Source organism: Acinetobacter sp. LipI_23, assembly GCF_058243045.1.
This window is the reverse complement of sequence record NZ_JBZAYJ010000001.1, coordinates 546,838-572,733: the sequence shown is the minus strand read 5'-3', so window position 1 is coordinate 572,733 and position 25,896 is coordinate 546,838. Positions and strand designations below refer to the sequence as shown.

Below are 25,896 nucleotides of genomic sequence, written 5' to 3'. Positions count from 1 at the left end.
AAATTACATTATGACGGCATTCATTTGTTATGCTCAATCCAATCACAACAATAACATCAAGAAAAAGAGCAACAAGGAGCAGTTTCAATGCGCAGTATTTTGATTAGCGGTGCAGCCCAAGGTATTGGTGCAGCGATCGCCCGCTTATTTTATGCACATCAGTATAAAGTGGGAATTTATGACATCAATAGCGCTCAAGCCCAACAGCTGGCAGCCAGCCTCGGCCCGAATGCCAAAGCAGGACAGCTCGATGTTTCCAACTATCAAGACTGGCAAACTGCTTTAGCCGAGTTTGTCACATGGGCAGGCGAGCTCAATATCTTGGTCAATAATGCAGGAATTCTATTCTCAGGGCCTTTTGAACACACAGAGATCAGCGCACATCACAAAACCATGTCGATCAATGTCAATGGTGTACTGAATGGCTGCCACGCTGCATTACCCTACCTCAAACAAGCGAATTTTGCTCGTATCATCAACCTTTCATCGGCTTCAGCCATCTATGGTCAAGCTGATTTGGTCTCGTACTCTGCCAGTAAGTTTGCGGTACGCGGCATCACCGAAGGCTTAGATACCGAATGGCAGAAATATGGCATTCGCGTGTTGGATGTGATGCCTCTATTTGTACAAACTGCCATGGTGCAAGATATGCAAGCGAAGAGTATTCAAAACATGGGGGTACACTTAACTGCAGAAGATGTAGCGCAACACGTTTTCCAACGTGCTGTTGCAAAAGATACGACACTCACTGCAACGCATCAAGCCGTGGGTGCCAGAGCCAAGCTTTTATTTCAACTGAGTAAAATCAGCCCCCAATTTCTCAATCGCCTGACCAACTTGTACCTTTCCAAATAAAAAGAGCCTGCAATTGCAGGCTCTTTCTTTTCAATTCGCTTAGTTACCTTGCACCAAACGACGCGCACTAATGATGCCTGGTTGTTGCTCCAATCGTGCCAACAGTTTTGATAGTTGCGATAAACCTTTCACTTCAATCAACAATTTCATATTGGCAATACCGTCTGCTTCAGAGATGGTATTAACCTGACGAATATTGATTTGATCGGAGAAAATCACTTGAGTCAAATCTTTGAGCAAACCACGGCGATCATAAGCTTCCACCACAATTTGCACACTCTGACCACGCGTTGGCTGCATTTCCCAGTCGGCTTCTACTGCACGTTCAGGTTCATTTTGAATCATGCGTAAGTAGTCAGGACACGCCACTTTATGGATGCTCACCCCACGGTTCAAGGTGATATAACCCGCAATTGACTCACCATGCACAGGCTGACAACACTGCGCCACATGCAGCTCAACGTTATCTAAACCATCAATCAGAATGCCATGCGCTGACAAGGTATGACTAGCACGTGGATTCAACGTCGGCTTCAGCACCAGTTCAGGTTCGTCCTGATCCAAATGCATATGGCGGTTCACCTGATTGATCAAGGCATGCAGACTAATGTCACCATTGACCAGTGCAATCAGAATATCTTCACCCGCTTTGACATTGAAATGATTGCAGTAATCATTCAAATCAATACTTTTTGGGTGAATTGCCAAACGTGAAAGTTCTTTGTTGAGCAGGTCACGGCCCACTTCCAAGTTTTTGCTGCGGTCTTGTTGTCTAAACCAATGACGCAGCTTGTCACGCGCACGTGCCGTCTTGATATAACCTAAAGAGTTCACCAACCAATCACGGTTTGGCTCACGGTCTTTCTTGGTTAAAATCTCAACTTGCTCACCCGTTTTTAAGGTATAAGTTAGCGGAACATAACGCTGATTCACCCGTGCGGCATAACACTTATTACCGACTTGAGTATGCACATGATAAGCAAAATCGAGTACGGTCGAACCACGTGGTAGCTCTTTAATATCGCCATCACGGCTAAACACATAAATCTTCTCAAAATCCTCAAAATCTTGAATTTGCTCAAAATTTTCAGAGTCTTCATCAGACTTATGTACATTCGCATCATTGCGCTCTTGATAGTGTTCAAGTACTGCACGCAATGAATGTAAACGATGGTTAAAAGAGCGATCGGTATTCTTACCACCCTCTTTATAGTTAAAGTGCGAACACACCCCAAGTTCTGCTTCTTCATGCATGCTCTTGGTACGAATCTGAACTTCCAGTGACTTATTTTCCGCAATCACAGCCGTATGCAGTGAGCGGTAACCATTGGCTTTCGGATTGGTAATATAGTCATCAAACTGATGCGGAATATGCCGCCAAATTTGGTGCACGATCCCCAACGAGTGATAGCACTCAGGAACCGTTTTAACCAAGACCCGAACGGCACGAATGTCATAGAGCTGATCGAAGCTCAGGTTCTTACTTTTCATTTTTCGATAAATCGAATAAATGTGTTTTACCCTGCCGCTAATTTCAGCTTCAATGCCATGCTCATTCAAAGATGCACGCAATGTATCAATCACAAACTGAATATATTGCTCACGCTCCAGTCGCTTTTCATTCAGCAGCGTCGCAATTTCTTTATAGCGATCGGGTGCTAAATAGCGAAAGGCTAAATCTTCCAGTTCCCACTTTAACTGCGCAATCCCTAAACGGTGTGCCAGAGGTGAGTAAATGGTTAAGATTTCTCGTGCTACACGCTCTTGACGTTCTTTAGATGAAGTCGCCAATTCACGCAGTGCATAAGTTCGCTCAGCCAATTTGATCAGTACAACGCGCACGTCTTCCGTCACTGAAATCAACATTTTATAAATGCCGTTTAAGTGCTCGCGCTGATTGTTATTAAAGTGATCTTCGAGGCGTTTATTCTGCTCAATGAGGTCGGACAACTTACCCATGGCCAAAGTGCCTTTGACCAGTGCATGCACTTGTTCGCCAAAATGCTCTTGCACTTCCGCCAATGGAATCACGCCTTCGCGTACACCACGATAGAGCATCGCAGCAGCCAAGGTATCTTCATCGACATGTAGATGGGCCAGAATATCCGCCATTTCAATACCGGTATAAAAGGTATTGGAACGATGATTAACCGTGGTTTCTAACTCTTTTTGTAAAGTCAAATTGGCAACTTCTTCGAGTTGCTCAAGCTTCGCATCATCTAATATGCTTCGAACACGATCTAACCATTCAGCCAAATCATGTTGAGCTTGTTCGGCATGCTCTACAGTCGCCTCCTGAGACAACTCATTGAGTCGCCCAGGTAGTTGCTCACGTACTGTGACCATACCCTTCTCCTACACTTTTACGCTTCATATTCTTTAATCGTTTATCTCATTATCTTTTTCAAACAATGCTATCGACTCAACGTGACCTGTGTGAGTAAACATGTCCATCACACCGGCTTTGACTAATCGATAACCCTGTTGTACCAACAGCCCCGCATCCCTTGCGAGTGTCGCTGGATTACACGACACGTAAACGATTCTTTTTGCACCAAAGTTAGGCATATAATGCATTATTTCCTCTGCGCCTGCACGTGGAGGATCTATCAATAATGCATCAAATCCTTGATTTGCCCAAGAATGATGCGAGAAATCTTTTGTTAAATCTTGTGAAAAGAACTTCAACTGGCGAAGCGCATTACGTTCCGCATTTTCTGCACCACGTTGAACCATTTCTTCACTGCCTTCAACACCAACCACTTGTCCTGTTTCACCCACGCATCGAGCCAAAGGCAAAGAGAAATTTCCTAGACCACAGAACAAATCGAGAACACGTTCTCCTTGTTTTAAATCTAGCAAGTCACATGCCAATTTCACCATTTGCGGGTTAATGGTTGAGTTTACTTGAGTAAAGTCGTGTGGGTTAAATCCAAATGCCACATCAAAATCATTTAAACGATAATGTAAACGCATCTCTGCATGTTCATCATCCATACGCTTTAGACTGTCTGGGCCTGCAGCTTGTAAATACAACTGCCACCCTCTGTCTAACGCAAATTGTTTTAATCGGTTGACATCCTCTGTGTTTAATTTTTCAGTATGTCGCACCGTGAGGGCGATGTCACAATCCCCCATGGCCAATTCTATATGACCAATAGCCGCTTTGGCTGTTAGACTTTGGAGTAACTGCTTTAAGCGTGTGATCGAACCAAACGCTTGATCTAACACCAAACAACGATCAATTGAAGTCAATTTATTGGTTTGACGCTCTCGAAAACCCACGACCAATTGGTCTTTGTGCGGCAAATAACGTACCCCAATGCGTGCTTTACGACGGTAGTCTTCACGTAAAGAGCGCAAAGGCGGCAACCATTGTTCAGGTTGAATCCCCGCAAAATGCTGCAAATGTGATTTAAGCACATCTTGCTTTAAGCGAATTTGTTCATCGGGATGAATATGCTGCATATTACAGCCACCACAGCTTTTAAAATGCGGGCACTTCGGCTCAACACGAAAAGTAGAGGCTTCACTGAGGAGTTGAACAGCATCGGCTTCCTCTAAACGCTTTACCGCATGGGTAATCTGCGCTTTAACCGTTTCACCCGGCAACGCATAGCTAATAAAGACTTTTTTACCCTGCTTGTCCGCAGGATGGTCTGGATGCGAACCATAGTGCGCTATGCCGCGTCCTTCATGCGAAAGTGACTCAACCTGAAAAATATAACTGGGCTGTTGAGTTGGACGAGGTTTGGCTCTATGTTTCATGTGTACCTAAAGATGGGAAGGAGAAAAATCGGCAGCGGTAAAAGCCGTCTGCTGTGAGGTCTCACGCCACACCGACAAAAAGTCTTGATGCTGCGGTTGAGCCTGTAAAAACTGGATGGTTTGATCGATAAAATGACGGTGGTCTTGAGCGAGCAATTGCCCTTTGAGCAAGAGCCAACGCAAATACACCAACCATGTATTTAGCACATCACCTTCACAATAACTGGTGAGTTTGAGCCATTCCTGAGCCCGAACATATTCAGGTACATGATAAGCCCCATCGCCTCGTTTACCGGGATACCCCAATAAATGAGCAACATCATCTAGCTTTTGGAAATGACGTCCATTAAACATTGCCATCACATCCATCAGATCGATGTGACGCTGATGATAACGGTTCTGATAGTTATTATAGCGCTTTTGTGTGTCAATTTCGCCCTGATCGAACAAAGCAGGTGCAGTTAAACCATGATACATAGCACGAAGCATGATTACAGGTAAGTCAAACTGAGCACCATTCCAGCTCACTAAAGTTGGTAAGCGCTTATCAAATATGGATAAAAACTTACTGAGGATTTCTGCTTCCGAATATTGCTCACGGTTAAAAGAAAAAAGTTTCATCTGGCCTTGGTCATCCAGCCATAAGCCTGAAATACACACAATTTCATGCAAAGCCAAACGCTGAAAATCCATGCCAGACTCTTGGCGACGCAATTTGGTCAGTGCCGCCTCCAAATCAGCCTCAGGCAAATCTAAACCATATAAATGCGCCCCCGATCTCAAATCTGTCATTGTTTCAATATCAAAGGTGAGAACAGGTAAACGCATAGCAGGACTCTCTTTTATTGTTTTATTCAGGATCGACCACAGAGAAAAGACCCGTCGATAAATAACGGTCACCACGGTCACAAATAATGCACGCAATGACAGCACCAGGGTTTTCTTCAGCAATTTTAATCGATGCCCACACCGCACCACCTGAAGAAGTTCCTGCGCTAATCCCTTCTTTTTGCGCCAATTTACGCATGGTTTTTTCCGCTTCAATTTGCGGAATATCAATAATTTGATCAATCCGACTGCGGTCAAAAATCGTTGGTAAATATTCTTCAGGCCAGCGGCGAATCCCTGCGATACTTGAACCATCCGATGGCTGTAAGCCAATAATTTGAATGTCGGGGTTCATCTCTTTGAGATATTTAGAGACCCCCATAATGGTACCTGTAGTGCCCATTGAACTTACAAAGTGAGTGATTTTGCCACCTGTTTGCTGCCAAAGTTCAGGCCCAGTCGTTAAATAATGTGCTTCAACATTATCAGGATTACCAAACTGGTTGAGTACATGCCCTTTGCCTTCTTCTTGCATTTGCAAAGCCAAATCACGTGCACCTTCCATGCCCTGTTCTTTGGTCACTTCAATCAGTTCCGCGCCATAAGCACGCATGGCATCTTTACGTTCTTGGCTCATGTTGTTGGGCATAATCAGTTTCATCTGATAGCCACGCATCGCAGCAACCATCGCCAGTGCAATGCCGGTATTTCCACTGGTCGCTTCAATCAAGGTATCGCCCGGCTGGATTTGCCCTCGCTTTTCCGCTTGCATAATCATATTATACGCGGGACGGTCTTTGACAGAACCTGCGGGGTTGTTGCCTTCTAACTTTGCCAATACTGTTGCTTGAGTGTGACTTGCCAGACGCTGTAAACGCACCAGTGGAGTTTTTCCAACATAGTGATCTAACAAAAATTCGTCTGCTTGAAAATCAGTGGATGTAGTACTCATTCTTTGCACCTTGATCGAGGTGCGCCTATTGTATGGAAAAATGCCAGTCCCTGCACCCATTTAGCGTGCTTTTTCGTGAAAGTGATTAAAGCACCATCGATTTTTTATAAAGCGTGCTACACTTCAAAGCATAGGGAATAAATCACTTGCACCATGTCAAATATCAATAAAAAGTTATTTAATCGTCTGCACTTAAACCATGCTTATGGACAGCTCATTGCACTTATTTTCGTGCCGATTATGATCTTGGCTTGTGTAGGTGCATTACTGGTTATTACCGAAACTTCAAATGCCGCCAAAGCCCAACAGCGACAAATGGCGATAGCGATTTTAACGCGCTATCAGCTAGATGCGGAAGCGGCGATCAATTTGGTGAATGCCTCCCCTTGGCAGTATGAAAATGCACGTTATTTGATGCAAAAGATGTTAGATGAAAAACATCTGATTCGTGCCGCAATTATTGATGAAAAAGGCAATAACAAACTCAGCATTGGCTACCAAGACCAAGCGCCGTGGCCTGCGCTGAAAAAAAATACTGATTTTTTTGGCCCAATGAATTTTAAAGGTAATACAGTATATGGTTTGCCCATCAACCAATTTACAGGCACGCCTGCGCAGTTGGTGGTTGAGTTAGATAACCAGCCCTTACAAATTGCCCGTTATCGCGTGTTGATTGTGTTGATTGCGACAGGTCTGTTGACACTATTACTACTTTTACTCTGTTTAAATTTCTACTCGCGTCGCTGGATTGCGCCGATGTATGAAATTCGCATGCAGCTGCAACGTTTAAATGCCGACACCCTCGATCAACACATGCTGATTAACAGCACCGGTGAATTACGCTTACTACAGCGCGATATTGCCAATGTGGTGAAACGCCTGCATTTTAGTTTTTTAGAATTGAAAGAACACACTGAGCAAACGGAAGACGATTTACGTCGAACCCTTGACACTTTAGAAGTGCAAAACATTACCTATCGTCAAGCGCGTGACCAAGCCATTTCAGCAAGTCAGTCCAAGTCTGTATTCTTGGCCAATATCAGCCATGAACTGCGCACGCCACTGAACAGTATTGATGGTTTTATTCACCTGTTACTGCGTCAAGACAACCTCAACAATGATCAAAACCTGTATTTACAAACCATCCGAAAATCATCTGCACACTTACTGGCACTGATTAATGATGTTTTAGATTTTTCAAAAATTGATGCAGGTAAAATAGAACTCGATACTGCAACTTTTGATTTAGAAGAAGCAATTTTTGATGTTATGGATATGCTGTCTCCTCTTGCTGCACAAAAGCATATCGATATGGCCTTTTACTATGCCGACAATGTGCCAAAGCATGTGGTTGGAGATGCCCTACGCTTCAAACAAATTTTAACCAACCTGATTTCCAATGCCATTAAGTTTACTCCTGATGGTGAGATCATCGTCCGCGCAAGAATGGAACAAGATGATATTGGACAGTGCCTATTGCACTTTAGTGTACAAGACAGCGGTATCGGACTCAGTGGAACCGACCGTAAAAAACTGTTTGAGTCTTTCTCGCAAGGTGATGCTTCGGTCACGCGTCAATTTGGCGGCACAGGTCTAGGCTTAGCGATTTCCAAACAGCTGGTGCATTTGATGCAGGGGCAAATTGGATTTGAGGACAACCAAGAACGCGCGCCCACCGAAAAAGGTTCCACCTTCTGGTTTACCGCCATGTTTATGGTCAATGAAGAAGATGAGTACGTTGAACATCCTCAATTTAGCGACATGCAAGTGGTCTCGTATTTGGCGCATCCTGCAACGGCCAATATTCTGCGTCATTATCTTGAAGACTATGCTGTGGAACACATCGAATCGAGTTCAATTTTAGACTTGTTCAGCCACCTCAACAGACTGCCTCAAGATGTGGAAAATACATGGTTAATTGTTGATCACAGTGGTGATACCGAAGCCTTATTAAAAGAAATTCGTCAGCGTTATAGCGGTAACCTTGCGGTTTATGGTTACCAGATGTCACTCGATTTGACCACGCTGAATGAATATCGCGCACGACCATTATACCAACCGCTCAGTCGGAGTGCTTTGATTCAATTGCTCAGCAATCAACCGCTATTTGAAGAAGACGAAATGGAGTCCTTCAATGGTCAAGGCTTACATATTTTAGCGGTGGATGACCATCTCCCTAACCTGATTGTCCTTGAAGCACTACTAGGCGAATTGAATGTCACGACAACAAAAGCTTTAAGCGGCCAACAAGCCTTAGAGATTTTACAAGAGCGCGCTGAACACGACAGCAAAGCTTTTGATTTGGTATTTATGGATATTCAAATGCCTGTCATGTCGGGTGTCGATACCACACGTGCCATTCGTGCGCTGGAGTCAACCATTGAAAACCATAAGCGTTTGCCCATCATTGCCCTCACCGCACATGCATTGGCCGATGAAAAACAAAAACTACTGCAAGTCGGCATGGATGACTATGTCACCAAACCGATTCAAATTGATCAGATTATCCAAATCCTGACCCATTGGACCACTGATCGCTTCAATAAAGGCTCACCCGTTGAAAAAGCTATCGTGATTGAAGCACTCGATCCTAAGGTGCTCGACTGGCAGCAAAGCTTACAGTTAGCCGCCAATAAAGAAGATTTAGCGGTCGACTTATTGCGTATGTTAATGGACAGTTTTGATACTGAGTTGCATGAAATGAAGCAATTGATTGAAATGGAAGATTTCCCACAATTGGAGCATGTGCTACACCGCCTGTATGGTGCAACACGCTATGTCGGTGTACCCAACTTACAAGAAGCAACAGGGACATTTGAACAGTTTGTTTCAACCTTACGTAAAGAACGTCGTAAAGCCGATGAACAATTTGTTCAAGAAACCATAAAGCGTTTCAATGAACTCAAAGTTGTGATTGAACAAGTACAACATGCGGCACAGCAAATTTTAATCAAACATATCCCATAAAACATTCAAAAGAGCATGGCACGAAAGACAAATTGCGACGTGACTCTTGGTGTCATTTATCCGCACGAGAGCTATGCTATGCTCCATGCGAGCAAAAAATAAGAGTTCTCATCATGGCTTTACTTCGCATTGAAAACAAAAACGGCATTGCCACTGTTTCACTTAACCGCCCAGACAAACGCAATGCGATGAGTTTCGACCTGTTGCGCGAGTTGGTTAAAACTGCTGAAAAAATTAAAAAAGACCGCAGCATTCGTTGTGTCATCCTCACTGGTGAAGCGCAAGTCTTTAGTGCAGGCATTGATCTTGCCGATTTGAACAATCCGAAGAATCGCGCCTATGCCGCATGGGAGCTGATTAAACCGGGACAAAGTCTATTTCAAAAAGCTTTCCTAATTTGGCAAGAACTGCCTGTTCCTGTGATTGCCGCGATTGAAGGGTTTTGCTTTGGCGCGGGTATGCAACTGGCTTTAGCGGCAGACATTCGTGTCGCACACCCTGCAACCAAAATGTCGATTATGGAAAGCCGTTGGGGACTGGTTCCGGATATGGGACTGACGCGTTCTTTGAAAGGTCTAATCGGACTAGATCTTGCCAAAGAATTAACACTTACGGCACGTATTTTCGATGCAACTTATGCCAAAGAAATCGGCTTAGTCACACATCTTGATGAATCACCGCTTGCTAAAGCCCAAGCCATTGCAGAAGAAATGTTACAACGCTCACCAGATGCGCTCATGGCCTCAAAATATGTGCTGGATGCCATGCAGCATGAGCCTAAAAAATCCTTACGTTTGGAAAAAATTTGGCAGCTCAAATTACTGTTAGGTAAAAATAGCCAAATCGCACGTAAGAAAGATAAACAACCCGACGTGCAGTATCTACCACGCCAATATAAATAACAGTATTTAATCACTGACAATCAAAGAGGGTCCCATGAATTTCGATCGACACACTAAAATTGCATTTCTCGGCATGGGACTCATGGGAAGCCGTATGGCCACCCGCTTACTTCAAGCAGGTTTCGAAGTCGCTGTATGGAACCGTACCCGCAGTGCCTGCGATGCACTCATTGATTTGGGGGCGACAGACTTAGCACTACAGAATATTGCTGAATATCCTATAGTCCTAACATGTTTAGCCGACGACAAAGCTGCACTCAGCGTTTATGAACAAATCGAACCGTTTTTGACGGCGAAGCAAGTAATCATCGACTTTTCCAGTCTTTCGGTGGAGCAAACCCTGAGTCTTGCAGCACGTGCCGAACAAAAACAGGTGCAATGGATCGACTCACCTGTTTCAGGGGGGACTGTCGGTGCGGAACAAGGTACGCTGGTCATCTTTGCTGGTGGCGATGCACAGACGATTCAAGACTTGTCTTTGATTTATAATATCTTGTCGCAACGTGTCACCTGTATGGGCAACACAGGAACAGGACAAGCCACCAAAATTTGTAATCAACTGATTGTGGCAGCCAATAGCACGCTGATTGCAGAAGCGGTTGCTTTAGCATCCAAAGCTGGCGTGGACACTCGCTTACTCGCACCTGCGTTTGCAGGCGGTTTTGCCGATTCGAAACCCTTCCAAATTTTAAGTCCACGTATGGCGACTCATCTGTTTGAGCCCGTACAGTGGAAAGTTCAAACCCTGTCCAAAGACTTGAACAACGCCGTGCAGCTTGCTGCGCAGCACCAACTTGACATTCCTGTTGCAGCGCGAGCACTTCAGCAATTGCAAGTACACCAACAACAAGGCTATGCTGAAGCTGATCTTGCCTCAGTCATATTACAAGTAGAACAACAAGCCAAATAAAATCAGGAGAAAATCATGACCAAACTTGCTGTAAATTTATCCATGATTTTTACCGAAGTACCGTTGCTTGAGCGTTTTGCTTTAGCGCAAGCTGCTGGCTTTAAACACGTGGAAATCCAATTTCCCTACGAACTCAGCATTGAACAAATTCAAACTCAGCTTAGGCTTCATGACTTAAGTCTCTGCCTGATTAACGTTCCTGCGGGTGACTTAATGACTGGTGGCAATGGACTCGCAGGTGTCCCCGGCAAAGAGCTAGAGTTTCATCACGCTCTTCAGTTGGCAGTTCAATATGCCAGCGCACTCAAAGTGCCAAGTGTGAATATCCTTGCTGGTAAACAGCCCCTAGATGCCGACCTACTGCCCTGTTTAAATACCTTGTCAAAAAACCTGAAACTGGCCTGCCATATGTTCAGTGAACATGACATTCAACCTGTCTTTGAAATGATCAACGGCACGGATATGCCACGCTTCTTAGTACAAAATATTGCCCAAGCACAGGAAATGCTAGAAGCAGTACAACACCCTGCACTTAAAATGCAATACGACTGCTATCACATGGCCATGATGGGTGAGGATGTGTTGCAAGGGCTACAAGAAAATATTCAAGATATTGGTCACATCCAATTTGCAGACTGTCCGGGGCGGCATGAACCAGATACTGCACAAATTATGTATACAAATATTTTTGAATGGCTACAACACAGCAGTTATGACGGTTTTATTGCGGCTGAATATCGACCAAAAACTGTTTCAACTCAGTCCTTTGCATGGAAGGCAAAATACTTTGCTGCACATCCTCAAAGTTGAACCATTGCGGATTTGAAATTTTCGCCTAAAAACGCTATATTATAAGATGAGTTATTGTCCGGAAAAATTCCCTTTATGAATTTAGAACCATCGCCCAGCGCTTCTAATTCTCACGATTTCGCAATGAATACCCAAGCTGCCGACGTACAAGCTTGCTTAAAAGTTGTACATGAAGCCCTTGAAGATGTAAAAGCAAAAGATATTTTAGCGATTGATGTCAGCCTAATCAGCAACGTCGCTGATGCAATTGTGATTGCAAGCGGTACATCAACGCGTCACATCAAAGCACTTGCTGATAACGTTGCTGAAGAAGCACGTAAAGCAGGCTTCCGCCCTCTCGGTGTCGAAGGCGAACGTGATGCAGAATGGATCTTGATTGATCTTGGCTTTGTTGTTGTGCACGTGATGTTGCCAACAGCACGTCGTTTCTACGACTTAGAAAGCCTTTGGCGTGCAGCCCCAGAAGAAACTGTAGCCTAATATGAAAAAAGCGACCTGAAGGTCGCTTTTTTTATGTCTAATTTTCTTTAAATTAAGCGATGCATATCGACCATTGGGTAACGCTCTTTCACTTGGCGCTTCACATGGGCATAGAGTTGATCTGCTTTTGCTGGACCATAAAATTCACAATAATTTTCATAACATATTGTCAAGACCTGCGCATATTGAGTCATGGGCAAAGCTTCGAGTACTGCTCGATCATTCAAGGCCTGATACTTATCGACCACAATGGATAAAGCGTCTAGCTGCGTTTTCACCTCACGCTCAAACTCCTGCACATCAACGGCTTTGACTGCTTGACAGATATTTTGCATAAAAAACGTCAATGCATCGAGTAACACTGCTCCCCCTTGTTCACTTTTCGATGCTTTTGCAGATGGGTTCAACAACACTTGTTTTTCAACTTGGGCCATCTCTGCCAAGACATTTTTGAGCATGTCTTTTCGGAAGTAACGTAATTCCTCTGTGGTGCAAATTTCACTCAAAAAACGATTCAGGACAAAGGAGGGTTGATCACCATATTTCGCTTCCCAGTGATTCAATACTTGCTCTAAAAGTGTTCCTTGTAAGTACTGACTCAATCCACGTTCGATCGCTTGGCGTTTTTGTAAAATAGTTAATGTTTCGGTCGACATGAGCTATCCTCTTTCATTAATGACGTTTGGTCATATCATCAGTTTCAAACGTCACATCACGCTGAAACTCGGGATAAGACAGTTCTGCATGTTCGGTATAGTCCAAGCCACGTTGTTCATGTTGTTTACTCACCCGCAAACCACCAAGAACGAGGTCTAAGACTTTAAAGACGATCAACGCCACACCAAAACCCCACGCAAAGGCTGTCACAATCCCCAAGCCTTGTACCGCAATGATTCCCGCATTAAACATTTGGTTTTCAAAAAACAACCCCGCAGCCAATGTGCCCCACGCCCCACAAAAACCATGTACAGTCACCGCATCGACCACATCATCCAAGCGGAGTTTTTCCATCACCACAGGTAAAATACTGACCAACACACCTGCAACCGCACCACTAATGATGGCATACACTGGACTCATGGTTGCACAGCCCGCCGTAATTGCAACCAGTCCACCCAAGGAGGCATTAATGGTGCCGCGCACTAAAATCGCTTTACCACGTATTAGGGTATAAACCATATAGGCAACTGCCGAAGCACACGCCGCCAAATGCGTATTCAAGGCAATCCGCCCAATACCCACATCCGCCTTCACAGTAGAGGCCGCATTAAAACCAAACCATGCCAACCATAGAACAAAACCGCCTAGCGCCACCAACGGTAAATTATGCCCTGCCAAATAATGGACCTGTCCATTGCGCCCAAACCGCCCTAAACGGGGTCCCAGCACAATAATTCCAGCTAAGGCCACCCATCCACCAATCGAATGCACCACTGTTGAACCAGCAAAGTCAATGAAACCCATGGCTTTTAGCCAACCTTCGCCATCAAATAAGCTCCCCCAAGCCCATGCACCAAAAATCGGGTATATCAAACCACTGACCACTGCAGCACTCACAATATACGCCACAAAGTGAATCCGCTCAGCCATCGCCCCACTGGCAATCGTCGTGGCGGTGGCAGCAAACATCATTTGAAAGAACAAGAGGTTCCAGTGCCAGTCATCCATAGCATTGGGGGCAAAATGCGAGGTTCCTATCCAACCACTCGAATTGGCACCAAACATCAAACCAAAGCCAATCAACCAAAACACCAAGCCCCCTAAACACGCATCCATATAGTTTTTCATGAGTACATTAATGGTGTTTTTAGAGCGCACCGAACCACTTTCAATCAGGGCAAAACCTGCTTGCATGAAAAACACCAAAATGCCACCGAGCACCACCCAGACACTGTCAAGCGAGAGGCAAATCTCTTGAATATTTTGAGCCTGTGTTGGCAGGGGTTCTGCAGCAAAACTGGGTAAAGTAATACATCACACGAAGAAGAGTAAGTATTTTATTTTTTTCATGAATAATCCCCCAAAGATTATTCATCTCAATTGCAAAATCAATGCCAGTGTTTCAACACCTTATAGATATTTAAAAATGATCTATGTTCGCCAATATAAATGGAGCGATTTAAACAAGGTGAAAAAGCGATACACCATACAAGAGGTCAAAATGAATTTATAAGCTAATTGCTAAAACATGGCTTTTAGTTTTTATAGTATTCATCCACAGCATAATAGTGAACCCTCTCTACCCATCGACCACGATTCAGCGTTCGCTCCGTCACTTTAACCTTTCCCGCTTGAACTGTTGCATCTTCAATAAACTCTTTGACTAAACTCAAGCCGTGTTTAGGAATCACGATATATTCCGAACGAATATGATAACAACACCCACTTTTATTGAAGGTTAAGATTCTTTTCTGTTTTGGATCGACCTCAAACATGCCCAAATTTTCATGAGTTAAGGCCGATAACTCCTGACTCAGCACAAATTTATTTTTAGTCCGATGAAAGACATAAACATCGTAAGTTGGCCCGCCATAAGCACCATAGTTACCATTACGGATGGCGACATCCTCACTGCCGTCAAAATTAAAGTCGGCAAAAATCACGGCACTTTGCTCACCATAAAGCTGCACCACATTGACAGATGGTTTGTCAGTTTCGTCCAGATCCATCGTCAATTCAGCCGAGGAAATACGCTGAAAGCGCTGTACCGTCCCTTTTAGGTAAAGATCAATATTGGCTTGTCCATCGCAGCTCCTGTCCGTACAGCTCGTCGTTATTTTTACATCATAGCGTTTCGATGCATTTTTTATTTCGAAGACTTGAGCCTGAGTAGTTTGACTCAAAACGAACCCACTAAAGATCAGCAACACCTGAAACGAAATCTGATTTATGTTCATCTTGTTTTCTTATTGAAAAGATACACATCATCTTAGCAAAAGCTGCAAACATAAAAAAACCACCCGAAGGTGGTCTCTATACACTCTAGGAGGAGGATTAGTGTCCACCACCATTGATTGCTTTGGTCATATCTTCAACCACTTTCTTCGCATCACCAAAGATCATCATGGTTTTTTCGTTATAGAATAAATCGTTGTCTAGACCTGCATAACCTGTCGCCATAGAGCGTTTGATGACCATAATGGTACGTGCTTTATGTGCTTCAAGAATTGGCATGCCATAGATTGGAGATGTTGGGTCGTCTTTCGCCGCAGGGTTCACCACGTCGTTCGCACCAATCACAAGCACCACATCTGTTGCAGGGAAGTCTGAGTTAATCTCATCCATCTCTAAGATGTCTTCATAAGCCACGTCTGCTTCAGCCAAAAGTACGTTCATGTGACCCGGCATACGACCTGCAACTGGGTGAATGGCAAAGCGCACTTTTACACCTTGTTCTTTCAAGATTTCACACAGTTCTTTCACAGCATTTTGTGCACGACCTTGCGCCATACCATAACCTGGTACGATCACAACGCTGTCTGCATTTGACATCAAGAAGCCTGCGTCATCTGCTGAACCAGAACGATGGTTACGCTGTGCTTGTTTGCCTTTGTCCGCAGAAGCTACCGCTGTACCGCCCATTGCACCACCAAACAAAACGTTGATGATTGAACGGTTCATGGCTTTACACATGATGTAAGACAGAATCGCACCTGAAGAACCCACCAGTGAACCCGCAACGATTAACATATTGTTTTCAAGTGTGAAACCAATACCTGCTGCTGCCCAACCAGAGAAGGAGTTCAATAGCGATACCACCACTGGCATATCACCGCCGCCGACTGGTGCAATCCACACCCAACCAAATGCAAGTGCAAGTGCAGTCATAGCCCAGAATGCATTCATGTTGCCTGTTGTGAAGAAGTACACACCACATGCCAACATTGCAAGGAAAATCAGTGCTTGTACAGGTTTAACCCATGCACCAGAAATGGTTTTTGCCCATTTTTTCGCAGCCAACTTACCATAAGCAAATACAGACGCTGTAAAGGTAATCGCTCCGACGAAACAGCCCACGAACAATTCAAATAAATGAACCTTGCTCATGTGTGCATGTTGCACACCCGCAGCAGTTAATGCAGTTTCATTTTGTGCAAATAAAGCAGTCAGTTGGTTGTTATGTAGAATTGCAGCTATTGCAATTAATACCGCAGCCAAGCCCACCAATGAGTGCATTAAAGCAACAGTTTCAGGCATCTGCGTCATAGGTACAGTACGCGCACGGGCAATACCCACTATCGCACCCAGCACCATCGCACCGCCAATCATCCAAATCACAGGATGATCTGCCACAAAGAAGGTGGTCACTACAGCAATCGCCATTGCGATCATGCCGTAACGGTTACCTTGAATTGCCGTTTTCGGGCCAGACAAACCACGTAAAGTTAAGATAAAGAGGACAGCACCAATCAGGTAGAACCAATCCGCATAGTCTCGAATGAATTCCATATATTAGCCCTCTTTTTTCTTTTGCTTTGGCTTGAACATTTCAAGCATACGCGCTGTTACTGCGAAGCCACCGAAAATATTGATACTTGCTAAGAACACCGCAATTGCACCTAAGATGCTCACCACATTCACACTTTGGAATGCAACATTCGCATCAACACCGATTGCAGGAATCCCCACCGTTTGAATCATTGCACCGACCACGATGATCGATGACAACGCATTGGTTACTGCCATAAGCGGTGTATGTAGTGCAGGCGTAACGCCCCACACAACGTAGTAGCCTACAAAGATGGCAAGGACGAAAATTGTAATTGTTTCAACCATGATCTATCTCCTTAACCACGCTTCAGCAGTACTTGACCGCCATGAGTTACTAGAAGGGCTTTTTGAATTTCTTCTTCAGGATTGATAGCAAAATTTTTCTCTGCATCAAATAAAGTATCTAAAAAGTTCAAGACATTTCGTGCATACAAAGCAGAAGCTTCAGTTGAAACCGTAGACGGAATGTTTGGAATCCCTAGAATGGTCACACCGTTGTCAGTCACAACATTTTCACCATTCTTAGAACCTTCAACGTTACCGCCTGTTTCAACCGCCATATCAAGGATGATTGAACCTGGTTTCATTTTGGCAACCGTTTCCGCCTTAATCAGACGTGGCGCATTACGACCTGGTAAAAGTGCAGTGGCAATCACGATGTCAGCATTCGATACAGCTTTGTCCACAATAATGGCTTGATCGCGGATATAGTCTTCACCTGGCATCCAGCCATAACCATTTTTCGCAGCATCGGCTGCTTTTTGCTGCTCTTCTGCTGACATAGGTACGTCTAACCATTTGCCACCCAAAGATTCCACCTGATCTTTCGCCGTCGGACGTAAATCCGTTGCTTCAACCACAGCACCCAAACGTTTTGCTGTCGCAATCGCTTGTAGACCTGCAACACCAACCCCCATGATCACGACACGTGCAGGTTTTACAGTACCCGCAGCCGTCATCAACATTGGGAACATGCGCTGGTACTCTGCCGCAGCAAGAAGCACAGACTTGTAACCGGACAAGTTAGCTTGTGAAGATAATACGTCCATGTTCTGCGCACGAGATAAAGTTCGTGGCAGTAGCTCCAAAGCAAATGCAGACACGTGTTGTGATGCAAATTGATCAAGCTCCGTATTACGGTACGGGTCAAACATGGCAATAACCGATGTATTTGGCGCAAGCTTTTGAATTTCAGCACCCTGAGGGGCACGTACTTTCAAAATCATTTGGCTACCGGTATAGGCATCATCTGTCAGCGTAGCACCGACTTGCTCATAAGCACTGTCGATATAAGCAGCTTTCACACCTGCTCTACGTTCAATCACTACACTATGACCAGCACTGATCAACTTTTTTACCGTTTCTGGCGTTGCGGCTACACGATTTTCACCGACGACAGTTTCGGCTGGAATTCCGATCTGCATGAGCGTCCCTCAAGCTAGTTTTTCTTAAAGTAAACATCACCGATTAGGCAATATTTTCTCACAGGATGTTCTTATGAATTTTTGGATTCTAATGAAACTTTTTTAAAATACCACCCACTATTTATTTAATAAATACCCATATACTGAACTGGTGATTCATAAAAAATATTGGGTGATATCTCGTTTATTTACTTTGAATCCGCTTAAAAATTGATTTATTTCTATTCAAATTCTGAGCTACAGATCTTTTTACACTAAAATCTGCACTTTTTTTGCACAAAACCAAGTCCTTTAATTCCGCAGTATTGATCTTTTTGACCAATCCAAGAATATGAACCACCACGTTCACATTAACCCGAACCTGTCATTCATCGAGCTTTGCCATCTGCCGTCGCGCAAACTTTGCAGGCATTGACTTGAATGACAGTTTTGCCCCATTTGCAAAAGCTTAGAATTGGCCTGTTCCTATGTTTCATCGATCAAAAATGCCAATGCTCAAAATTTAGTCCAACTGAAACGTATATTTGAAGTGGATCATATAAAAATACGAGGAAGGATTAATCACGTTTAAATAGATCTAAAACGCGGAACGACCAACAAAAATGTTTTTTTCATATTTTATGGGATGATAATGGCGTGCATTGACGCACTAGCCTTAAGCAAAAATGCACCATAATTAAGCAAAAACACTTTAAATAGATGAATATTTCAACAATCAGCCCCAAATGCTTGGTATGCTTTATGAGTGAAAATGATCGAATGCAACAATTTCATACAAAATAGACGGGTGCGTTCAGAATTTTTTAAAGATTTTTATCATTTTTTGACAGGAAATTCGAAATATCATTATTTTTTGATTGTATTAGACGAAAATACTCTCCTGAGAACAGGTCATGCTATTTTCTATGTCTTCATCTTCGACTCATTTTTTATGCAGTCTTTTCTCGCCTGTTTTAGGCTTTTGACCCAGCTTCGTATACAATTTCTGAAACGATGCATCTATTTAGCTCAAACATGATGTAAACGTCTTTCTGAAAAAAATACTCCCTCATCAAAGGCTCATTATGAATACCTCTTTCGACATCAGTCGAGACAAATCTCTGCTCTGGCTGATGGCAATTGTCTGTGGCTTATGTGCAGGGGCAAACTATTATTGCCAGCCTTTGATTTCCTCTATTCAGCAAAGCTTTCAAGCGCCAGAAGAACAAGTGGCTTTGACCGTGACCTTTGCGCAAGTCTCCTATGCTTTGGGTTTACTGTTCATTGTGCCCTTAGGCGACATGCTGAACAAAGCCAAACTGATTCCATTCCTGATGTTTGGCGCATCTGCTGGACTGTTTATCTGTGCGACATCTACCAACTTATCGATGCTCTGGCTAGGCACCATTATTACAGGACTCTTTTCTGTCGCAGCACAAGTACTGATTCCTCTGGCCACGATGGCAGTCAAACCTGAAAAAACGGGAGAAGTGGTCGGTTTCCTCATGAGTGGCTTATTGGTCGGGATTTTACTGTCGACCAGTGTGGCTGGATTACTCTCAGACTTATGGCACTGGAAAATGATTTATGTGCTGAGTGGCATCGCCATGTTTGCTTTGGCCCTTCTGATGAAAGGAAAACTACCCCAACTACCAAAACTTAAAATCACCTATTTCGACATTTTTAAGTCCATGGGGAGTCTGCTGCAACAAGAGCCTCGTTTGGTGTTTCGCTCAATCACGGGTGGATTTGCTTTTGCTGCCATGAGTATGCTGTTTTCAACCATTGCCCTACTTTTAACCTCTGAGCCATTTCAACTTTCGGATGTTTTAGTCGGCGTGGTAACTTTGGTCGGCGTATTTGGCGCACTCTCCACTCAGTGGATTGGTAAATGGGCCGATCGCGGTTATACCCTGCTTTTGACTTGGGTCGGCTGCGGGACGTTAGCCCTCAGTTGGGTGTTCCTATATTTAGGCGGGAGCTCACTCATCAGCTACATCATCGGTTATGCACTGATTAACTTAGGGCTTGCAACTACACATAGTTGTAACCAAAACGTGATTTTCCGTTTACGCCCCGATGCGAAGTCTCGGGTGAACTCCATCTATATGACATTATATTTTATTGGTGGCGCGTGTGGCTCGGCACTGGGTGTCTATGCATGGCATCACGGCGGCTGGAGCAGTACATGTTTAGTCGGTATTACACTGGTGATGATGGCGGGTGTCTTTGCTCTGCTGGATACCCTGTATAACAAAAAACAGGGTATTGCTTAACCCTTAAAAAGACAGTTGACTGAGTCAATTGTCTTTTGGTTTGGGCACTTCTTTTTGAGCGCTAACTGACCTGAGCCACGGGGTAAAAAGGTTTACCCAAATCGAGACTATCGGCATTTTCCAAAGCAATGTACAAAAATGCGGGCAGTAAAGCCGATAAAATTTGACAGCCATCTTGTAGCTGCTTGCGGTTCAATGAACTCTTATAGGTTGAACCACCATGCATCAGTTGATTTCTCAAGGTATATAAACGATTAAACAGTACCAGTAAAATATCAACCGAATGTTTCTGTTGTAGCGCTTTCGCCACTTTTTTCTTTTCTTGTTCAAGCTGAGCCTTACAGATCTCTAAACCAATTTTCTTATTTTGATAGTCCCAATACCCTTGATAGGTGTATTGGTTGTCTAAGAGCATACGAATAGGCTGACTAAATTTGTCCCATAAAATGCTATAAATTCTATGATCGACATCATGCTGGCAAATTAAATGCAAGAACTGACGTAAACTCTGTTTGTCCTGACTTTGCCCCAAGTCTTGTGCATATATCGCATTGAAGGAAATCCAGAGGCTGATAAATTGTAAATCGGGATCATGATCGAGCAGTAATGCCTGCTTTAGCCAACTCAGCCCACGATGTATTCTCAGATTAAACTCATCACTCTGTTGTACTTTTTTAGTTTTAAAAATTTCTTCTAAAAGCAACATCGGCTTTTCCTATACTTTATTCTTCTATGTATTCAACATACTGAATGATTAAGCTAAATTCAATTTAATCCTGCTAGGACCATAGTGATTGATAAATCCCGCTAGTTCAGTGTGAATGTTCTATCGAAAAAAACATTCTGTTTTCTATATTTCAATGTATCTAATGAATATTGGCTGCTCCTCTTACCATTAATTATAAGTTCTAAGCTTGATAAAAGCAGATAATATCTCTCAATGAATGTATTCCATTTTTGTGATAGTATTGCGTGCTATCGGAAATACCTGAATAAAATGAAGCATCGAGTTTCATTTTTCGTCCACTCCCAAAGATCCTCCTATCGGTAATGAATGCATTTCAGCTCACTACATTGTGCTGTATCTTGCTCAATAAATGGATTGACGCTTTGGCTTTGCGACATCTGATTTTCATGTAATTTCCCACATATTTCTTTGCACCGCTTCCGCTCTAAGACATAGGTTGTTCACCATGTCTTTGCAGACAAAAGCTGATAAACACTGATCAAGAGCCTGATTTTTTAATGAATACTGACAAAACCATTGAAACCCCTCAATCTCCACGAATTAGTGTTGCGCCGATGATGGATTGGACACTTAAAATAAAATAACAAATTAATATCAACAACTTAAATTGTATAAAATAATTTATGGTGTAAATTTGGCGTAAATTCTATTTTATGTACCAAAACTTAACTCTTCAACATTCTCACTTCCAAAAAGATTACTCACTGTAAGAAGTGCAGTGTCTGACAATGACTGAGTTGCCAGCACAGCAAGTCTCGTCATTGGGCGAGATATAGATACATAGAAAAGATTCCGAGCACGATAGAAACCTTTCATATTTGTCTTAGTCAGCTTTTTAGTTTCAAGTAGCTCAAGAAGCTGAGGCCAATTATAATGATTCCACCCTCCACCTAAGATTACCAATACATTATCAAACTCAGCACCCTTAACACTATGCTGGGTTGCAAAAGGGGTTAACTTTTCAATAAATCTTGTAACCTCGATAACTTCTTTATACGGGATTTCTCTTAATTTTTTATAACGTTGTGGTCTTGAAGACATTTCAACTTCAGGTATGCCCATCAATGAAATAAGCTCTTCCTCTCTTCTAAGTATACGATCAGGCAGAGATGGACGTTTAGTAATCTTTAAATGGTCTATAACTTGACCAATAGTCCCTTCTATTCTCAACTTTAGCAATCGATCCATATCTCTACGCCACAACATTTTATCTTCATGTTTTGTAATAGCAGGTCTAGCACCCAATATCTTAAACATATCTCCGTAATGTGATGAACTATAAGCCATGCACATTGGCTCTATTACTTCAGCAAAGAACCTAATGACCGGATCTTCCTTTTTTGTAAACTGTTCTGTACGACCTCTAAATAATTCAACAATTTTCGGATAACCTTGTTCAACTGCCAAAACATTGTGACTAAGCATTAATACTTTTGTCTTTTTTAAGTCCCACCCCTCTACTCTTAACCTAGCCATCAACTCTTCACGACAACTACGTGCTATGTCAGAAGGTAAATCTTCCTTTGAATGTGCTGTATTCGTTCTAGGCCCATTATAACTGTTAGTATGGAAAAACCGAGCTTCACCTTTGGCTTCTGGTAAGCTAACAACTTGTGGAAGCTCTGGGCGTAAAGCGTTTAGAACATTTACTACAGCAGGAACTGATCGAAAATTTGAACCCTTTGCAATTTCTTCAATTGGGTATTCAGCTAATTCATACTCACTACTATAAATAGTCTGCCAATGATCTCCGAAAAGACCTATGATTGGTCCAGTCTTCGACTTTAAAAAATAATCAGTAATAGCATCCATAAATTGACGATGAGTATCTTGATATTCATCAATAAAAATTACTGGAAATTGCTGACTAAATAACATCCGAAACTTTTCCTTAGCCAAAAGCATTGCCATCAATTCAGGAATATCATCATGATTAAGTGTAATGCGCATCTCATCTACACTAAAGAATCCCAGATCATATTCTACTAACTGTGATCCAATCCCCCCACTTTGTTCAACTTTCTCTTTTTTATCCTTTAGTTCAATTACCAAATCACGTATTGCCTTCTGAAATTGACGAATGAATGCCCAACAGAAGCCATGAATTGTGTCAACAAGAATTGCCGGATGATCTTCAATTTCTTGAGCAATCTCATTGCGTGCAACTTCTGTATAAGTAATACAAGCAACTTTTTTGCCTGACTGTACTAACGTTGAACCACGTTCGTCGATTAGTCTCTTGAGTGCAGCTACCAAAGAATATGTCTTACCTGCTCCCGCACCTGCTTCAAGTCTAAAACTATAACCCGCATCTAGAGCCTGATTGATCTTTCTCTGAGCTTCTTGTGCAGCAACTAGTGCAGGATTTTCTTTAATCTGACTCATGCTGCTCCTCCTTTGTCTAATGGTTCTAAATTTTGTATAGGAACATCAGATTCAGAAAGCCAAATCAGGCCTTCTCGAATATATCGAGGTACAACCCATTCTTTTACACGAATTGCATATTCTAAAGCGAAATCCGCTTTAGTAAGTCCCTGCGCATATTCCCAAGCTTCTGTAGCAACATCGTCTTCACTTGGTAATGGAAATTGATTAAGGTTCGCTAAAATAAGAGCATCTTCATAGCTTCTTGCACAAATATTAGTTTTTGGATCTTCAGGGATTTGGTAGGCAATTCGACGAAAGTTAACCTGCTTTTCTATGGCATTTTTAGCAATTAAATCAGCTGGAGATATTTGCCAAATTACTTTTTCATCTAAATCTTTAGGACGAAACCAATCCTTGATAGCCGCATTAGAGGTTCTCTCACCTTGAGCTACTGGACATTTTTCCCATATTTTGGTTTTTACTTTCTTCTTATTTTCTTTTTCCACCATTTTAGTTGAGTCTAAATCGGTAATGACTAGAGTCTTAAGTTCAAGAAAGTCGAGGAGTGGATAAAAAACATGAGCATGAGCCCCTCCAGCTTCAATACAAGTTACATACTGGCTTGCTAATTTTTGATGTTCTGGTAAGGATATATCAACTAATTCTCTGAGGCGAGGCATTAATAACCGTTCAGTTGTCCCTTCAACCATAATCACTTTATCTGCAAAATAAAGATCACACTTAGTCAGAGTCATGTATTTATGCAAGAACTCTTTATCAGCAGAAGATATTGTTTGCATGCCCTTTTTAAAATCTTTAACTTTAGTATTTCTAATACTTTTCACTGAATCTTTCTGGTTATAGAAATATCTTACTGCATCAAAACATGCCGCATTAGCAACATGAGAAGAATGTGTAGTAATAATAAACTGAACATTCCAAACGTCTTCTGCTGGATAGGCACTCGAAAGCTTTTGAATAGCAGCATTTAATTGATTAATGAAAACTTCCTGCATCTGTGGATGCAAATGAGCTTCAGGTTCTTCAATGAATATCAAATGGGCTGAAGGGCGAGTAATTTGAGATCGGTAAATTTTGTGATAGCTTTCAAGTTGTAGCAGCATATAGATTAAATTTCGCGTACCAAGACCATTATATCCCTCAGGTAAATGCACACCATCTGTACCGCTATAAACAACTTTTGTATGCCCAGACAAAAGTGCCTCTACATTTAATGAAGTTTCAGGCCTTAATTCAGTATCATTAAGACTTGGAAAACCCATCACCCCCATAACAGGTAATAACTTTTTGAGCATTTTGTCAAAATCACTTTGAACATTAAGCTCAATATCTTCAACAGATTTCTTTAATTTCGCAGCTAACTCTTGATCAGATTCTGTAGCCGTTGGTGCAGCAGCTGTTTTAAACAATTCACTAAGTAATTTTCCGATAACATCAGCCTCACCAAGCTTTGTCTTATCAAGAGTTCTTTGTGCTTGAACAAAGTTACATTGTAATAATGCTGCGAATGCTGAAGTACCCTCGAAATTTCTCTTATTAGACTTATCCGTCGGATCTATCGCACTAACATGCACTTCGTAAATTTTTGATAAATTATTACGTAAACACTTAAAAAAATGTATTTGAGGTTCCATACCTACTGGTGGTTGAGGTAAATCAAACAACAAATGCATTTTTGCTAAGACAGGCCTATATTCAATACAAGCAATCGCTGTTGTAGAGTCCATATCTAAATCAATGATAAATGGTGAAAGAGGTCCTAAAGTCGGGGCATCACTATCGTATCGAAATGTCAAAGAAAGAGTGATTATAGGCAGTGTATTATATATCTGCTCTGGACTTGCCCCCTCTTCTTTCAATTTTCTTGCATTTAAAAACTTCTCACGAGACAAACTAGAAAAATCTTCCAACCTAAAACGGGCTCCTGACTCACCACAAAAACAATCAAATATGCTAGTAAAAGATGTTTTTCCGCTATTATTTCGCCCAACAATCACAGTTGAATTCTTTTCTAATACAATCTCAATATCTTCAAGAAGTCTATACCCCTCAACTCTAACTTTTTCGATACGCATTGTTCCCCCCAAAATACATTGGTTATTGTAACTTTATCTATTT

The 25,896-nt window shown here is 42.6% G+C and carries 20 protein-coding genes; 7 read left to right on the top strand and 13 right to left on the bottom strand.

Annotation, left to right across the window (positions count from 1 at the left end; genetic code table 11):
* The first annotated feature begins 87 nt into the window (after positions 1-87).
* Positions 88-855, top strand: a complete 768-nt coding sequence (locus AC4CVD_RS02755) for an SDR family oxidoreductase (RefSeq protein ID WP_078388728.1) — start codon at positions 88-90, stop codon at positions 853-855.
* Between the two features lie 39 nt (positions 856-894).
* On the opposite strand, the gene AC4CVD_RS02750 is transcribed toward AC4CVD_RS02755, so the two are convergent.
* From AC4CVD_RS02750 to cysM, 4 genes are read right to left on the bottom strand one after another with little or no spacing between them, the layout of a single operon-like run.
* Positions 895-3,201: a RelA/SpoT family protein gene (locus AC4CVD_RS02750; RefSeq protein ID WP_004979149.1), complete on the bottom strand. Its 2,307-nt coding sequence runs from the start codon at positions 3,199-3,201 to the stop codon at positions 895-897.
* Between the two features lie 33 nt (positions 3,202-3,234).
* A complete protein-coding gene (gene rlmD / locus AC4CVD_RS02745) occupies positions 3,235-4,623 on the bottom strand; it encodes a 23S rRNA (uracil(1939)-C(5))-methyltransferase RlmD (RefSeq protein WP_490751964.1) in 1,389 nt (462 codons plus the stop codon).
* Positions 4,624-4,629: 6 nt separating this feature from the next.
* Positions 4,630-5,451, bottom strand: a complete 822-nt coding sequence (locus AC4CVD_RS02740) for a 3'-5' exonuclease (protein WP_005400762.1) — start codon at positions 5,449-5,451, stop codon at positions 4,630-4,632.
* Positions 5,452-5,473: 22 nt separating this feature from the next.
* A complete protein-coding gene (gene cysM / locus AC4CVD_RS02735) occupies positions 5,474-6,403 on the bottom strand; it encodes a cysteine synthase CysM (RefSeq protein WP_005400763.1) in 930 nt (309 codons plus the stop codon).
* 153 nt (positions 6,404-6,556) lie between these two features.
* Between cysM and AC4CVD_RS02730 the strand changes: the two genes are divergently transcribed.
* The 5 genes from AC4CVD_RS02730 (at position 6,557) to rsfS (ending at position 12,472) form a co-directional block, all read left to right on the top strand.
* Entirely contained in the window at positions 6,557-9,370 is a 2,814-nt protein-coding gene (locus tag AC4CVD_RS02730; protein ID WP_005400764.1) for a GacS-like sensor histidine kinase, read from the top strand.
* 113 nt (positions 9,371-9,483) lie between these two features.
* Positions 9,484-10,272: a crotonase/enoyl-CoA hydratase family protein gene (locus AC4CVD_RS02725; RefSeq protein ID WP_004692317.1), complete on the top strand. Its 789-nt coding sequence runs from the start codon at positions 9,484-9,486 to the stop codon at positions 10,270-10,272.
* A gap of 34 nt (positions 10,273-10,306) precedes the next feature.
* Complete coding sequence (locus tag AC4CVD_RS02720) at positions 10,307-11,182, top strand: NAD(P)-dependent oxidoreductase (RefSeq protein ID WP_278345127.1); 876 nt, start codon at positions 10,307-10,309, stop codon at positions 11,180-11,182.
* A 15-nt stretch (positions 11,183-11,197) separates the two neighbouring features.
* Entirely contained in the window at positions 11,198-11,992 is a 795-nt protein-coding gene (locus AC4CVD_RS02715; protein WP_279044024.1) for a TIM barrel protein, read from the top strand.
* 75 nt (positions 11,993-12,067) lie between these two features.
* Positions 12,068-12,472, top strand: coding sequence for a ribosome silencing factor (gene rsfS, locus AC4CVD_RS02710; RefSeq protein ID WP_004692321.1), 405 nt, complete (start codon positions 12,068-12,070; stop codon positions 12,470-12,472).
* 47 nt (positions 12,473-12,519) lie between these two features.
* Here rsfS and AC4CVD_RS02705 read toward each other — a convergent pair whose 3' ends face one another.
* From AC4CVD_RS02705 to AC4CVD_RS02680, 6 genes are all read right to left on the bottom strand, one after another.
* Positions 12,520-13,128 carry a hypothetical protein gene (locus AC4CVD_RS02705; RefSeq protein WP_279044023.1) on the bottom strand — a complete coding sequence of 203 codons (609 nt, stop codon included), beginning with the start codon at positions 13,126-13,128 and terminating at the stop codon, positions 12,520-12,522.
* A gap of 16 nt (positions 13,129-13,144) precedes the next feature.
* A complete protein-coding gene (locus AC4CVD_RS02700; RefSeq protein ID WP_228128225.1) occupies positions 13,145-14,443 on the bottom strand; it encodes an ammonium transporter in 1,299 nt (432 codons plus the stop codon).
* A gap of 224 nt (positions 14,444-14,667) precedes the next feature.
* Positions 14,668-15,369, bottom strand: coding sequence for an FG-GAP repeat protein (locus AC4CVD_RS02695; RefSeq protein WP_005400770.1), 702 nt, complete (start codon positions 15,367-15,369; stop codon positions 14,668-14,670).
* A 97-nt stretch (positions 15,370-15,466) separates the two neighbouring features.
* A complete protein-coding gene (locus AC4CVD_RS02690) occupies positions 15,467-16,921 on the bottom strand; it encodes an NAD(P)(+) transhydrogenase (Re/Si-specific) subunit beta (RefSeq protein WP_005400771.1) in 1,455 nt (484 codons plus the stop codon).
* A 3-nt stretch (positions 16,922-16,924) separates the two neighbouring features.
* Positions 16,925-17,248 (bottom strand): proton-translocating transhydrogenase family protein, encoded by a 324-nt coding sequence (locus AC4CVD_RS02685; protein WP_004692331.1) that lies wholly within the window; start codon positions 17,246-17,248, stop codon positions 16,925-16,927.
* An 11-nt stretch (positions 17,249-17,259) separates the two neighbouring features.
* On the bottom strand, positions 17,260-18,387 hold the full coding sequence (locus AC4CVD_RS02680) for an NAD(P) transhydrogenase subunit alpha (RefSeq protein ID WP_279044021.1): 1,128 nt from the start codon (positions 18,385-18,387) through the stop codon (positions 17,260-17,262).
* 1,064 nt (positions 18,388-19,451) lie between these two features.
* Between AC4CVD_RS02680 and AC4CVD_RS02675 the strand changes: the two genes are divergently transcribed.
* Complete coding sequence (locus tag AC4CVD_RS02675) at positions 19,452-20,642, top strand: MFS transporter (protein ID WP_005400773.1); 1,191 nt, start codon at positions 19,452-19,454, stop codon at positions 20,640-20,642.
* 61 nt (positions 20,643-20,703) lie between these two features.
* Here AC4CVD_RS02675 and AC4CVD_RS02670 read toward each other — a convergent pair whose 3' ends face one another.
* The 3 genes from AC4CVD_RS02670 to AC4CVD_RS02660 all read right to left on the bottom strand — a co-directional run bounded on the left by AC4CVD_RS02670 (position 20,704) and on the right by AC4CVD_RS02660 (position 25,853).
* The gene (locus AC4CVD_RS02670; RefSeq protein WP_005400774.1) at positions 20,704-21,348 is read right to left on the bottom strand and encodes a HEPN domain-containing protein; all 645 of its coding nucleotides are present in this window, start codon (positions 21,346-21,348) and stop codon (positions 20,704-20,706) included.
* A 693-nt stretch (positions 21,349-22,041) separates the two neighbouring features.
* A complete protein-coding gene (locus AC4CVD_RS02665) occupies positions 22,042-23,775 on the bottom strand; it encodes a UvrD-helicase domain-containing protein (RefSeq protein WP_005400775.1) in 1,734 nt (577 codons plus the stop codon).
* A complete protein-coding gene (locus AC4CVD_RS02660; protein WP_005400776.1) occupies positions 23,772-25,853 on the bottom strand; it encodes an ATP-dependent nuclease in 2,082 nt (693 codons plus the stop codon). The genes AC4CVD_RS02665 and AC4CVD_RS02660 overlap by 4 nt, the downstream gene beginning before the upstream one ends.
* Positions 25,854-25,896 lie beyond the last annotated feature (43 nt).